General features: G+C 61.0%; 12 protein-coding genes. 10 read left to right on the top strand and 2 right to left on the bottom strand.

Annotated features, from left to right (window positions below):
• Positions 1–22 precede the first annotated feature (22 nt).
• Positions 23–325: an Asp-tRNA(Asn)/Glu-tRNA(Gln) amidotransferase subunit GatC gene (gatC, locus tag EDC30_RS06285; protein ID WP_132257949.1), complete on the bottom strand. Its 303-nt coding sequence runs from the start codon at positions 323–325 to the stop codon at positions 23–25.
• Positions 326–722: 397 nt separating this feature from the next.
• On the opposite strand from gatC, the gene EDC30_RS06280 reads away from it, so the two are divergent.
• From EDC30_RS06280 to EDC30_RS06255, 6 genes are all read left to right on the top strand, one after another.
• Positions 723–1,766: a rod shape-determining protein gene (locus EDC30_RS06280; RefSeq protein ID WP_128900623.1), complete on the top strand. Its 1,044-nt coding sequence runs from the start codon at positions 723–725 to the stop codon at positions 1,764–1,766.
• A gap of 126 nt (positions 1,767–1,892) precedes the next feature.
• Complete coding sequence (gene mreC, locus EDC30_RS06275; protein WP_132257948.1) at positions 1,893–3,380, top strand: rod shape-determining protein MreC; 1,488 nt, start codon at positions 1,893–1,895, stop codon at positions 3,378–3,380.
• Positions 3,380–3,892: a rod shape-determining protein MreD gene (mreD, locus tag EDC30_RS06270; protein WP_132257947.1), complete on the top strand. Its 513-nt coding sequence runs from the start codon at positions 3,380–3,382 to the stop codon at positions 3,890–3,892. Before mreC ends, mreD begins: the two co-directional genes overlap by 1 nt.
• Before the next feature lie 70 nt (positions 3,893–3,962).
• Positions 3,963–5,897, top strand: coding sequence for a penicillin-binding protein 2 (gene mrdA / locus EDC30_RS06265; RefSeq protein ID WP_132257946.1), 1,935 nt, complete (start codon positions 3,963–3,965; stop codon positions 5,895–5,897).
• Positions 5,898–5,903: 6 nt separating this feature from the next.
• Positions 5,904–7,025 carry a rod shape-determining protein RodA gene (gene rodA, locus EDC30_RS06260; protein ID WP_132257945.1) on the top strand — a complete coding sequence of 374 codons (1,122 nt, stop codon included), beginning with the start codon at positions 5,904–5,906 and terminating at the stop codon, positions 7,023–7,025.
• 275 nt (positions 7,026–7,300) lie between these two features.
• Positions 7,301–8,347: a septal ring lytic transglycosylase RlpA family protein gene (locus EDC30_RS06255; RefSeq protein ID WP_243656671.1), complete on the top strand. Its 1,047-nt coding sequence runs from the start codon at positions 7,301–7,303 to the stop codon at positions 8,345–8,347.
• Positions 8,348–8,450: 103 nt separating this feature from the next.
• Here EDC30_RS06255 and rsmI read toward each other — a convergent pair whose 3' ends face one another.
• A complete protein-coding gene (rsmI, locus tag EDC30_RS06250; protein WP_132257944.1) occupies positions 8,451–9,365 on the bottom strand; it encodes a 16S rRNA (cytidine(1402)-2'-O)-methyltransferase in 915 nt (304 codons plus the stop codon).
• On the opposite strand from rsmI, the gene EDC30_RS06245 reads away from it, so the two are divergent.
• The 4 genes from EDC30_RS06245 to EDC30_RS06230 all read left to right on the top strand — a co-directional run bounded on the left by EDC30_RS06245 (position 9,364) and on the right by EDC30_RS06230 (position 12,225).
• Positions 9,364–10,548 (top strand): penicillin-binding protein activator, encoded by a 1,185-nt coding sequence (locus EDC30_RS06245; protein ID WP_243656670.1) that lies wholly within the window; start codon positions 9,364–9,366, stop codon positions 10,546–10,548. The genes rsmI and EDC30_RS06245 overlap by 2 nt on opposite strands.
• Positions 10,549–10,559: 11 nt before the next feature.
• Positions 10,560–10,934, top strand: a complete 375-nt coding sequence (locus tag EDC30_RS06240; RefSeq protein WP_424446903.1) for a YraN family protein — start codon at positions 10,560–10,562, stop codon at positions 10,932–10,934.
• A gap of 66 nt (positions 10,935–11,000) precedes the next feature.
• Positions 11,001–11,594 (top strand): SIS domain-containing protein, encoded by a 594-nt coding sequence (locus EDC30_RS06235; protein WP_132257942.1) that lies wholly within the window; start codon positions 11,001–11,003, stop codon positions 11,592–11,594.
• Positions 11,587–12,225: a BON domain-containing protein gene (locus EDC30_RS06230; RefSeq protein WP_132257941.1), complete on the top strand. Its 639-nt coding sequence runs from the start codon at positions 11,587–11,589 to the stop codon at positions 12,223–12,225. Before EDC30_RS06235 ends, EDC30_RS06230 begins: the two co-directional genes overlap by 8 nt.
• Positions 12,226–12,242: the final 17 nt, after the last annotated feature.

Raw genomic sequence — 12,242 nt, 5'->3', positions numbered from 1 at the left:
TCGTTAGGCGATGACGGCGGGCTTATTCGATAACCTTGGGCACCAGGTACAGGCCATCCTGGGTAGCCGGGGCCACTTGCTGGTAATCGTCGCGGCGATCGGGTTCTGTGACTTCATCTTCGCGCAGGCGTAGCGCCAGGTCTGCCTGGAAGGCGGCGATCGGGTGGCTGAGCGGCTCGACACCGGTGGTGTCGACGGCCTTCATCTGCTCTACCAGCGAAAAAATGCCGTTGAGCTTGTCCAGGGTGGCATGCGCCTGCTCGTCGGTCAGCTCAAGTTGTGCCAGCTTGGCAAGGCGCTTTACGTCAGAAAATTCAAGTGACATGGTCGGGAAAGGGTAAGCCTGATAATGAACCCCGGAGGGGAATTTTTAAATAAGCAAAAAAGCGTGGCAATCCTGCAAAAAACTTGCTAAAACAGCGCACAACTTGCACATTTTTGGTTTTTCCATGCGCTAATCTAAGGCAGATTATAAGGTAGAATGTCGGGCTATTACCTGCTCGGCGCTACTGGCGGCGCGGGCACCGGGAAGATGGCCGGTCTGTCAGAAGCAGATTGGCGCCACTTACGGGTCTATGCAGTGATGAATACGGTTGGGGAAAGACGAAGTCTGCCCGGTTTTGGTTGATTGGGGATGGCAGGCCGCTGTGCTTCGTTCTGTCTCTGAATATTGTTAATTTTTATTTGTTAAGCGCTTTTCTTTTGCGCATCAGGACGAATACATGTTTGGATTTTTACGCGGCTACTTTTCGAACGACCTGGCGATCGACCTGGGCACGGCCAACACGCTGATCTATGTGCGTAATATGGGCATCGTGCTGGACGAGCCTTCGGTGGTGGCGATCCGCCAGCAAGGTGGCCCGAACGGCAAGAAAACCATCCAGGCGGTGGGCAAGGAAGCCAAGCAAATGCTGGGCAAGGTGCCGGGCAATATCGAGGCAATCCGCCCGATGAAGGATGGCGTGATCGCCGACTTCACCGTCACCGAGCAGATGCTCAAGCAATTCATCCGCATGGTGCACGATTCCAAACTGTTCAAGCCCAGCCCGCGCATCATCATCTGCGTGCCTTGCGGCTCGACCCAGGTGGAACGCCGCGCGATCCGCGAATCGGCCCTCGGCGCCGGCGCCTCGCAGGTATATCTGATCGAAGAGCCGATGGCTGCTGCGATCGGCGCCGGTCTGCCGGTGTCGGAAGCGACCGGTTCGATGGTGGTCGATATCGGCGGCGGCACCACCGAGGTCGGCATCATTTCGCTGGGCGGCATGGTGTACAAGGGTTCGGTGCGCGTTGGCGGCGACAAGTTCGATGAAGCCATCGTCAACTACATCCGCCGCAACTACGGCATGCTGATCGGCGAACAAACCGCCGAAGCCATCAAGAAGGAAATCGGCTCGGCCTTCCCGGGCTCCGAAGTCAAGGAAATGGAAGTCAAGGGCCGCAACCTCTCCGAAGGTATCCCGCGTTCGTTCACGATTTCTTCCAACGAAATCCTCGAAGCCCTGACCGATCCGCTCAACAATATCGTCTCCGCCGTCAAGAACGCGCTGGAACAGACCCCGCCGGAACTGGGCGCCGACATTGCCGAAAAGGGCATGATGCTGACCGGCGGCGGCGCGCTGTTGCGCGACCTCGACCGTCTGCTGATGGAAGAGACCGGCTTGCCGGTGATCGTCGCCGAAGATCCGCTGACCTGCGTGGTGCGCGGCTCCGGCATGGCGCTCGAGCGCATGGACAAGCTCGGCTCGATCTTCTCGTACGAATAAAAGCTGGGCGTTTGGCGGGCGCTGCGCTAAACTTTCTAGCCGGCAGCTTGTCCAAGGGTCGTCAGGCGGGCAAGTCCCGCCTGTTTTATTGTTAGTCCATTAGATTGTCGTATCTCTAATCCATAAATGGAATACAGCCCACCGCCACTGTTCAAGCAAGGCGCCTCGGCCCGCGCCAAGGTGGTGATCTTCTCTCTGATTGCCATTTTCTTACTGGTCGCCGATGCGCGCTGGCATACGCTGGGCGCCATTCGCCAGGTGGTCGGCACGGCACTGTATCCATTGCAGCGGCTGGCCCTGACGCCGCGCGACGCCGCCTTTGCGGTGGGTGACTATTTTTCCTCCCTGTCGCGGCTGCAGCAGGAAAACCGCAAGTATATGCAGCAGCAAGTGGCCAATGCCCAGGCCTTGCAGCAATCGCAATTGCTGGCTGCCGAAAACGCCCATCTGCGTAGCCTGCTGGGCGCCAGCGAACGGCTGGAAGTGAAGTCGCTGATGGCGGAAATCCTCTATGATGCGCGCGATCCCTTTACCCGCAAGATCGTGCTGGATCGCGGCTCCCAGCAAGGCGTCAAGCCCGGGCAGCCGGTGATCGACGATACCGGCGTGGTGGGACAGGTGACGCGCGTGTTTCCCTTCACTGCCGAAGCCACGCTCCTGACCGATAAGGACCAGTCGATTCCCGTGCAAGTGGTGCGCAGCGGCTTGCGCAGCGTTGCTTATGGCCGCGGTCAATCCGGCGTGATGGATTTGCGTTTCATGCCGGCCAATGCCGATATCCGCAAGGGCGATATCCTCGTCACCTCCGGCCTCGACGGCATTTATCCAGCGGGTCTGGCCGTGGCAAAAGTGACGGAAGTCGAGCATAAATCTTCGGATGCCTTTGCCAAGATCGTCTGCCTGCCGGCTGCGGGCATCGATCGCCATCGCCAGTTGCTGATCCTGTTGACCGAATACCAGCCGCCGCAGCGCACGCAGGCAGCGGCGCCGGCAGGTGCCGATGCAAAGTCGCCCGCCAAACCGGCAGATAAGGCGGCTGATAAAGCTGCGCCGGCCAAGGCCGCGGAGGGGGCGGCAGCCAAGCAGGATGCGAAGCCTGCCGCCAAGCCGGATGCTAAACCTGCAGAAAAGGCGACAGACAAACCAGCTGCGCAGTCCGCACCCAAGACTGCGGCTCAGCCCGGCGGAGCCACCGCCAATCCTGCTGCTAATATTGCCAAGCCGGTGCAAAAGCCGGCTCCGGCCAACGTTGCAGGTGCTCCCGTAGCGCCGGCGACATCGGCAACGCAGGCGAATAAGCCGGCAGCCCAGGTTGCGCCTGCAATTCCAGCAGCGCCGGCTAACAAGCCTGCTCCTCAAGTTGCGCCTGCCAAACCGGCAACCAAACCTGTGACGCAACCAGCTTCCGCCGTTCCGGTGGCCAAAGCAATGCCTGCTCCAGTTTTCAACCCGACAGCGGCAAACTTGCCCGCCAATCCGGTCGCTAATCCTGCAGTGCCTGCTGCCCCGGCGTCCCAAGCCGCCAAGCCGGCCGCGCTACAACGGCCGCAAGCTTCCGGCGGCACAGTCCCAAGCGGCCCGACGCCGACTTCGTTACCCTTGGAGCTTCGATAATGCACCAGCCACATTACATCCTGTTGCCGGTCAATCCGATCTTCATTGCCGTAAGCCTGGTCGGTGCTTTTCTTCTCAATATGCTGCCTTGGGGTGGTTTGGCCGGCGTGCCGGATTTTGTTGCGCTCGTGCTGGTGTTCTGGAGTATTCACCAGCCGCGCCGGGTCGGCATCGGTGTTGCCTTTTTCATGGGCATCCTGATGGATGTGCATGACGCCACCCTGCTGGGCGAGAATGCGCTGTCATATACGCTGCTGTCTTATTTCGCCATCATGATCCATCGCCGCGTGCTGTGGTTCCCCATGAGTACCCAGGCGCTGCATGTGCTGCCGCTGTTCATGCTGATGCAGGCAGTGCAGGTCGTGATTCGCTGGATTGTCAGCCAACAGGCCCCCGGATGGTTCTTTTTCAGCGAGAGCGTGGTGGCGACCCTGTTGTGGCCGGTCGTAACCTGGCTGTTGCTGGCGCCTCAGCGCCGCGCCGTCAATCGTGACGACACGCGCCCGATTTAAGCGGCAATGAATCTCTATATATTCGGTGGCAATCTGAATAGCCATTCCTCATTGCGCCTTTTGTATTGGCATGACTGAATTTAAAAATACCGAACACGAACTGCATCTCTTCCGCCTGCGCCTGTCGGTGGTGGGCGTGTTCGTGTTCATCTGCTTCGGTCTGCTGGTGACGCGGCTGGTCTGGCTGCAGGTGGTGCGCCACAACGACTATGTCGCGCAGGCGGAAGACAACCGCATCTCGGTGGTGCCGGTGGTGCCCAACCGTGGCTTGATCCTGGACCGCAACGGCGTGGTCCTGGCGCGCAACTACTCCGCCTATACGCTGGAGATCACGCCCTCCAAACTCGGCGCGCCGCTGGAGCAGGTGATTGATGAGCTGTCGACGCTGGTCGATATCCAGCCCAAGGACCGCAAGCGCTTCAAGCGCCTGCAGGAAGAAGCCAAGAATTTCGCCAGCGTGCCGATCCGCATGCGCCTGACCGACGAGGAAGTCGCGCGCTTCGCCGCGCAACGCTACCGTTTCCCCGGCGTCGAGGTGCAGGCGCGGCTGTTTCGCCAGTATCCGCTGGGTGAAACCGCCTCGCACCTGATCGGCTACATCGGCCGCATCAGCCAGCGCGACGCCAAGCGGATCGAGGAGTGGCCGGACGAGGAAGCGGCCAACTACCAGGGCACGGAATACATCGGCAAGGAAGGCCTGGAGAAGAAGTATGAGCAGCTCTTGCACGGCAAGACCGGCTACGAGGAAGTCGAGGTCACGGCAGGCGGGCGCGCGGTGCGCACGCTCAAGCGCAATCCCGCCACGCCCGGACACAATCTGATCCTGTCGGTCGATATCGAGCTGCAGAAAATCATCGAGGAAGCATTCGGCGACCGCCGCGGCGCGCTGGTGGCGATCGATCCGTCCACTGGCGATATTCTTGCCTACGTATCCAAGCCGACTTACGATCCGAACCTGTTTGTGGACGGCATCGATCAACAGAGCTGGGATGAGCTGAATACCTCGATCAACAAGCCATTGTTGAACCGGCCATTGATCGGCACCTATCCGCCTGGCTCCACTTTCAAGCCTTACATGGCGCTGGCCGCACTGGAGTTGGGCAAGCGCACGCCGAACCAGGCGATTTCAGACCCTGGCTACTACAATTTCGGCGGCCATCGCTTCCGCGACGATAAGGTGGGCGGCCATGGCATGGTCGACATGTACCGGTCGATTGTCCAGTCGTGCAATACCTACTACTACATGCTGGCTACCGATCTGGGGATCGACGCGATCCATGATTTCATGAAGCCCTTCGGCTTTGGCCAGCTCACCGGCATCGACCTTGAGAACGAGCGGCGCGGCGTGCTGCCGTCGCCTGCCTGGAAGCGCGCCACTTACCGGCGCCCCGAGCAGCAAAAATGGTATGCCGGCGAAACGGTATCGATCGGCATCGGCCAGGGCTACAATGCCTTCACGCCGCTGCAGCTGGCCCACGCGATGGCCAATCTTGCCAACAATGGCGTGGTGATGCAGCCGCACCTGGTCAAGTTGATCGAAGATAGCATGAGCAAGGAACGCAAGCCCACCGTGCGCAATGAGAGCTACCGCATTCCGGTCAAGCAGGAAAACATCGAGACTATCAAGCGCGCCATGGCGGGCGTGACCAAGGAGGGCACTGGCTCCCGTGCATTCGCTGGCGCACCCTATGTCTCGGCGGGTAAAACCGGTACGGCGCAGGCCATCGGTTTGAAAGCCAATGAAAAATACAATGCCTCCAAGATGGCGGAATTCCATCGCGACCATTCCTTGTACATCGCCTTTGCGCCGTACGACCAGCCAAAGATCGCGCTGGCCGTGATCGTCGAAAACGCCGGTTTCGGCGCCGCCGCCGCTGCCCCGATCGCGCGCCGCGCCATCGATTATTACCTGCTTGGAAAGCGGCCGAACGAAGCGGACAAGCAGGCCGACGCCAAGGCAAGCCAGCCGCAGGCCGATGCCCATGGCCATGTTTCAGCGGATTGATTCCTTATGCATCCCACTACCATTTCCGGCAAAAAGAGCATCTGGGCGATCATCAAGCCCTACCTGAATGTCTTTGACCCGACGCTCTTGCTGCTCGTGTGCCTGATCATGACGGTCAGCACGATCAACATGGTGTCGGCCGGCTCCGGTTTTCCCGGCCGCCTGGAAGATCATCTGCGCAATATCTGTCTGGCGCTGGTGATTATCTGGCTTGCCGCGCTGGTGTCGCCGCAGATATTGATGCGCGTGGCCGTGCCGGTCTATCTGGTCGGCGTCGCGCTCCTGGTCGGCGTGGCGCTGTTTGGCATTATCAAGCTGGGGGCGCGGCGCTGGATCAACGTCGGCGTGGTGATCCAGCCGTCCGAGATCATGAAGATCGCCATGCCCATGATGCTCGCCTGGTGGTTCCAGAAGCGCGAAGCCACTATCAGTTGGCAGGAGTTTCTTATCGCCGGCGTATTGCTGGCCATTCCCGCAGCCTTGATCATTCGCCAGCCGGATCTGGGAACCGGCACGCTGGTGTCGGCAGCGGGCTTCTATGTCATTTTTCTGGCCGGACTGTCATGGAAGGTGTTGAGCGGGATGGTGGTTGCCGGCGCTGCCTTTATGCCGGTGGCCTGGCACATGCTGCACGATTATCAGCGTCATCGCGTCATGACCCTGATCGATCCGACCACTGACCCGCTCGGCAAGGGCTTCCACATCATCCAGTCGATGATCGCCATCGGCTCCGGCGGTCTTCCCGGCAAGGGCTGGATGAATGGCACGCAGGGACATTTGCAATTCATCCCCGAGCGCACCACCGACTTCGTCTTCGCCGTGTTTTCCGAGGAATTCGGCTTGATCGGCAATCTCGTGCTGATCACGCTATACCTGTTGCTGATCGGACGCGGGCTCCTGATTGCCGCCAACGCGCCGACGCTGTTTACCCGCCTTCTGGCAGGCGCGCTGTCGCTGATGTTCTTTACCTACGCGTTCGTCAACATGGGCATGGTCAGCGGCATCCTGCCGGTGGTCGGCGTGCCGTTGCCGTTCATGAGTTATGGCGGCACGGCCTTCGTCACGCTGGGACTGGGCATCGGTATCCTGATGAGTATCCACCGGCACCGCAAGCTCATCCAAAGTTAGCATTCCTCTCTGACGCGCCTCTCAATCCGTCCGCTTGCCACGCAGTGTTTGCTGCCGTCGGCAGGGTGAAAGGCGCTCTTAATCTTCCGCCAAGCTTTGCCAAGCTTGCAGATATGCATTTACAATCGGCTTTTAGCGATTGCCTAATGGCAAAAACTGCAAGGTGGTCAAGGCATCAACGCGCCTTCTGCCGCGCAGCTCAACATAACGCTGCAACTGACCCGCTTTCAAGAAAGCGGGATTCAGATTCCGGCATCACGATCAGGGAGCGCGCCATGCCGGCGAATCAACTCATGCAATCCGCCACGTGGCGGCAAGTTCGAACTTATCTTTACATGACGCTGTGCGCGGCGCTTCTGGCAGCTTGCGGCAGCGTGCCGCAGGCGCCAAGCGAAACGGGCGCACAAAAGCGGGCGTCGACCGCCTCGAAATCCAAGAAGTCGTCGCTGCCGCCGGCAGGTTCGGGACGCGGCGGCTATTACCTCGACGATGGTCCGGGCGACGACGAACCGGACGACCTGCTGGCAATCCCCGACGCGGAGCCGAAGATCGAGCCTTACTCCAGCCGCGGCAACCGTACCTATGAAGTGTTCGGCAAAAGCTATACGCCGTTTCTCGATGAGCGCCCATTCCGCCAGCGCGGCAGGGGTAGCTGGTATGGCCGCAAGTTTCACGGCCAGCGCACCTCGTCGGGCGAACCCTACGATATGTACAAGATGACGGCGGCGCATCCGACCCTGCCGATCCCCTCGTATGCCCGGGTAACCAACCTGGCCAATGGCAAGCAGGTGATCGTGCGCGTCAATGACCGTGGACCGTTCCATTCCAACCGCATCATGGATCTGTCGTACACCGCCGCGCTCAAGCTCGGTTACGTGCAGCAGGGCAGCGCGGAACTGGAAGTCGAACGCATCCTGCCTGCGGAAATCGAGCGCATGGCAGCGGGCCGGCAGTCGTCCGGCGATCAGGCCTCGGCCGCAGCGGCGACTCCATCGGTCGAGCAGCCAGTGGCCAAGCCTGAAGTCAGCGTATTGGCGGTACCGGTTGCGACGGCTAGTGGCGAGGCAAGCAATGCCGGCGTGCCCGTGATGGGAGGCGTCTATCTGCAACTTGGCGCATATTCGCAGGCAGGCAGCGCGGAAACTGCGCGCAGCCGCTTGCAGCAGCAGTGGGCAGGCACGTTGCCGCCGATCGAGGTGGTGCCTGGCGGCGCCGTGTATCGCCTGTTCAGCGGCCCCTTCGCCAGCCGCGATGAGGCGGCGAATGTCGCGCAAAAGCTCAAGGATGGCGGCACTTCCAAGCCGCTCATCGTGCAGCGTTAAGCTTCTTGGCGCGGCGCTGAAGCTGCACCGCCCTGTATCCAGGGCTGGCTTGTTCTTGCGCCGGATCTGGACATTGCGCCCCAAGGACGGATTTATTCTCGGCCTATTCGCTCTTCAGCTTCAATGCCAGTTCGTATAAGGCATTCTTTTTTTGCCCCGTGATCTGCGCGGCCAGCGCGGCGGCTTGCTTGACCGGACATTCCGCCAGCAGGATTTTCAATACGCGCTCTGCCTCTGCAGAGGCATCATCGGCAGCGGACGGCGCACCTTCCACCACCAGCACGAATTCGCCTTTCTGCCGATGCGGGTCCGCTTGCAGCCAGGCCGGCGCCTCGGCAAGCGGACAGCGGTGAATTTCCTCGAACAGCTTGGTCAGTTCGCGCGCCAGTACGATCTGGCGGGTTGGTTCGAAGATCGCCGCCAATGCCGCGACAGTCTCGACGATGCGGTGCGGCGCTTCGTAGAACACCAGCGTCGAGGTTTCATGGCGCAAGCTTTCGAGCATCGCCTCGCGCTGCTTACTCTTTGTCGGTAGAAAACCGATGAAGTGAAAACGGTCATTCACCAGGCCGCAGGCCGACAAGGCTGCCAGTGCTGCGGAAGCCCCCGGCAGCGGCACCACCCGCAAGCCGGCGGCGCGCACGGCGTCGACGATGCGCGCGCCGGGGTCCGAGACGGCCGGCGTGCCGGCATCCGATACCAGCGCAATCCGCTCGCCCTGTTGCAAGCGGGTGATCAGTTTTTCTGCTGCTTCGCGCTCGTTGTGTTCGTGCGCCGCCAGCAGCGGCTTGGACAGACCATAGCGGGCCAGCAGCTGGGATGTATTGCGGGTGTCTTCGCAGGCCACGGCGTCCGAGATCGTCAGCACATTGAGTGCACGCAAGCTGATATCGCCGACATTTCCGATCGGCGTTGCCACCACATATAATGTGGCGCCCGGATAGATTTGCCGGGCGATTTCTTCTTGCAGCGGCAGGGGAGCTGGGGAATCAGGCGATGGGTTTGATTGAGTGCGCATGGGAGAACGTATGATTGGCAAGGCGGCGAAAGCATTATTGCTGAGCATGGTGTGCGGATTGTGCGCGCCCGCGCTGGCAAATTCAACTGAAAATGCGAGCGCAGCAGGAATGGCGCCGGCTTCTCCGGATGTCGGGGCGCCCGGCGCCAGTGTGCCTGGTGTCGTGCGCATTGCCCTGTTGTTGCCGACCCAGTCGGAAACCTTCGGCCTGGCCGCGCAGGCTTTGCGTGCCGGCTTCATGGCGGCGTTTGAGCGCGAGCCCGCCGGCATCGATGTCACCGTGGTGGAAAGCGCAGATGGTGAGCAGAACGTGCTGCAAGCTTATGCGGATGCGCAAGCGCGCGCCGATATCGTCGTCGGTCCCCTGGCGCGCGCCGATGTCGCCGCCATCGCCAAGGGCGGCAAGGTGGAAAAGCCAAGCCTGGCGCTGGCCTTGCCCGAGGCGGCGACTGAAGGCGAGATTGCGCTGCCGCCGCGCATGCTGGCAATCGGCCTTTCCATCGAAGAGGAAGCGCGCCAGCTGGCATCGTGGGCTGCCGGCACCAAGCCCGGCAAGGCATTCGTCATCTCCACGCCAATTGCCTGGCAGCGCCGCGCCGCGCGGGCCTTCGCCATGCAGTGGCAGGAGAAGGGGAACGAGGCGCAACAATTCGAGATTGCCTCCAGCAGCGGCTACCTGAGTGCCAGCGGCTTGGCCCAGTTGAAGAAACGCCTGCAGGATGAAAAGCCGGCGCTATTGTTCCTCGGCCTCGATGCCTTCCAGTCCCAGCAATTGCAGCTGGCGCTGGGCAAGGGCCCCGCGGCCTACGGCACGTCGCAGCTGAATCCGCTGAGCGCAACCGACTGGCGCAGCGCCGAAAGACGCCCGGAAATGAATGGCGTGCACCTGCTCGATATTCCCTGGCAGGTGCAGCCCGACCATCCGGCAGCGATGGTGTATCCGCGCTGGGTGACGCAAGCCGACCAGCGCGCCAATCCGGATCTCGAGCGCTTGTACGCCCTGGGAATCGATGCCTATCGCATGGCGCGCGAACTCGCCCTCGGGCGCAACAGCTTCGAGCTCGATGGCGTGACCGGGCGGCTGGCCGTGAAGTTCGGCCCCGAGGCTTACCGATTCCGCCGCACGGCACAGCCCGCCATGTACCAGGGCGGCGTGGTCGTGCCCTTGTCGCGCGCTCCTTAACGGAGATGGCAATGGATGAATCAGGCCTGAACGCCCGCCGGCGCACCGCCAAGCAGGAAGAAGGGCAGGCGGGCGAGGATGCTGCCCTAGCTTACCTGCAGCAGCAAGGCTTGATGCTGGTAATGCGCAATTTTCGCTGCAAGGTCGGCGAAATCGATTTGATCATGCAAGACCGCTCCGGCCTGGTGTTCGTCGAAGTGCGCAAGCGCGCCAGTAGCGCTTATGGTGGCGCTGCTGCCAGCATCACGCCGGCCAAGCAGCGTCGCCTGCTGCGCGCGGCCCAATTCTATCTGCTGCGCTACCGGGTTCAGCCGGCATGCCGCTTCGATGTAATCGCCATCGAGCGCGAGCAGATTACCTGGCTAAAGAACGCCATTGAAGCCTAGTGACGTGAGGCAGCCTGCGCCAGTCTTCAATGCAATTCACAAGATCAGCCTTTATAATCGTTAAACATGAGCAACCGAATCGTCGGGCACTTTCGAGATAGTGCCGAACTTAAAATCCAGGCCGCTTCCGCCCTGGCCCAACCCATTTCACAAGCTGTGGAACTTATCTTCATGGCATTGTCTAATGGAAATAAGATACTTGCTTGCGGGAATGGCACCGCTGCGGCCCATGCCCAATACTTTGCCGCCGCCCTGGTGGACCGTTTCGAGCGCGAACGTTTGCCCATGCCGGCGCTGGCGCTGGGAGCGGATGCGGTCGTGCTGTCGTCCATCGGCAATGGCGCCGGCGTTTCCGAGATCTATAGCAAGCAGGTGCAGGCATTCGGCCAGCCTGGCGATGTGCTGCTGGTGATTACCGGCGGCGGCGATATCGCCGGCCTCAGCGCCGCCGTCGATACTGCGCTGGAGCGTGAAATGCGCGTGGTCGCCCTGACCGGCAAAGAAGGCAGCGCCATCGGCAAGCAGATCAGCGACGCCGACGTGCATATCAACGTGCCGCATGAGCGCGCGGCGCGCGTGCTGGAAGTACATTTACTGACGATTCATTGTTTATGCGACGGCATCGACGTCGCGCTTTTTGGAGGTGATACGGATGATTGATTGGCAAGCGATTCGGCGTCCTGTGGCGGCTGCCCTGTTGTGCGGCATGATGGCAAGCGGTTTGCAAGGGTGCGTCGCGCTGGCGGCGGGAGGCACGGTGGTTGGCACGTTGTCGGCGACCGACCGCCGCACGCTGGGCGCGCAAACCGAAGACCGCAGCATCGTCATCAAGGGCGAGAACCGCATCAGCAAGCTGGTCGGTGACGCCGGCCATGTCAACGTCAATGCGTTCAACCGCCGTGTCCTGCTGACCGGCGAAGTGCGCGACGAGCAAATGAAGCAGGCGGCAGAACGCGAAGCCGCGGCAATCGAAGGCGTGGAAGCCGTCGTCAATGAACTGGAAATCGGTTTCCCCTCCAGCCTGACTTCGCGTTCCAACGATACCCTCATCACCGGCAAGGTCAAGGCATCCTTCGTCGATGCCAAGGACTTGTTCGCCAATTCGTTCAAGGTCGTGACCGAGCGCGGCGTCGTATATCTGATGGGCCGCGTCACCGAACGCGAAGCCAATCGCGGCGCGCAGGTTGCCGCCGGCGTGGCAGGCGTGCAAAAAGTCGTCAAGGTCTTCGAAATCATCAGCGAAGATGAGTTGAAGACGATGTCGATGTCGACCCAGCCGCAAACGAAATAAGCACGCCGTTGCGGCAA

The sequence above is a fragment of the Paucimonas lemoignei genome (genome assembly GCF_004342585.1).
GTDB classification, from domain to species: Bacteria; Pseudomonadota; Gammaproteobacteria; order Burkholderiales; family Burkholderiaceae_D; genus Paucimonas; species Paucimonas lemoignei.
Note: the sequence above shows the minus strand (reverse complement) of the source record. Positions and strands in the feature narration are given on the sequence as shown.

Coding starts and splice junctions, on each gene's coding strand:
- rsmI (WP_132257944.1), bottom strand. CDS start 9,365: ATGCGCACTCAATCAAACCCATCGCCTGATTCCCCAGCTCCCCTGCCG.
- EDC30_RS06240 (WP_424446903.1), top strand. CDS start 10,560: ATGGATGAATCAGGCCTGAACGCCCGCCGGCGCACCGCCAAGCAGGAA.
- rodA (WP_132257945.1), top strand. CDS start 5,904: ATGCATCCCACTACCATTTCCGGCAAAAAGAGCATCTGGGCGATCATC.
- mreC (WP_132257948.1), top strand. CDS start 1,893: ATGGAATACAGCCCACCGCCACTGTTCAAGCAAGGCGCCTCGGCCCGC.
- EDC30_RS06280 (WP_128900623.1), top strand. CDS start 723: ATGTTTGGATTTTTACGCGGCTACTTTTCGAACGACCTGGCGATCGAC.
- EDC30_RS06245 (WP_243656670.1), top strand. CDS start 9,364: ATGGGAGAACGTATGATTGGCAAGGCGGCGAAAGCATTATTGCTGAGC.
- mrdA (WP_132257946.1), top strand. CDS start 3,963: ATGACTGAATTTAAAAATACCGAACACGAACTGCATCTCTTCCGCCTG.
- mreD (WP_132257947.1), top strand. CDS start 3,380: ATGCACCAGCCACATTACATCCTGTTGCCGGTCAATCCGATCTTCATT.
- EDC30_RS06235 (WP_132257942.1), top strand. CDS start 11,001: ATGAGCAACCGAATCGTCGGGCACTTTCGAGATAGTGCCGAACTTAAA.
- EDC30_RS06255 (WP_243656671.1), top strand. CDS start 7,301: ATGCCGGCGAATCAACTCATGCAATCCGCCACGTGGCGGCAAGTTCGA.
- EDC30_RS06230 (WP_132257941.1), top strand. CDS start 11,587: ATGATTGATTGGCAAGCGATTCGGCGTCCTGTGGCGGCTGCCCTGTTG.
- gatC (WP_132257949.1), bottom strand. CDS start 325: ATGTCACTTGAATTTTCTGACGTAAAGCGCCTTGCCAAGCTGGCACAA.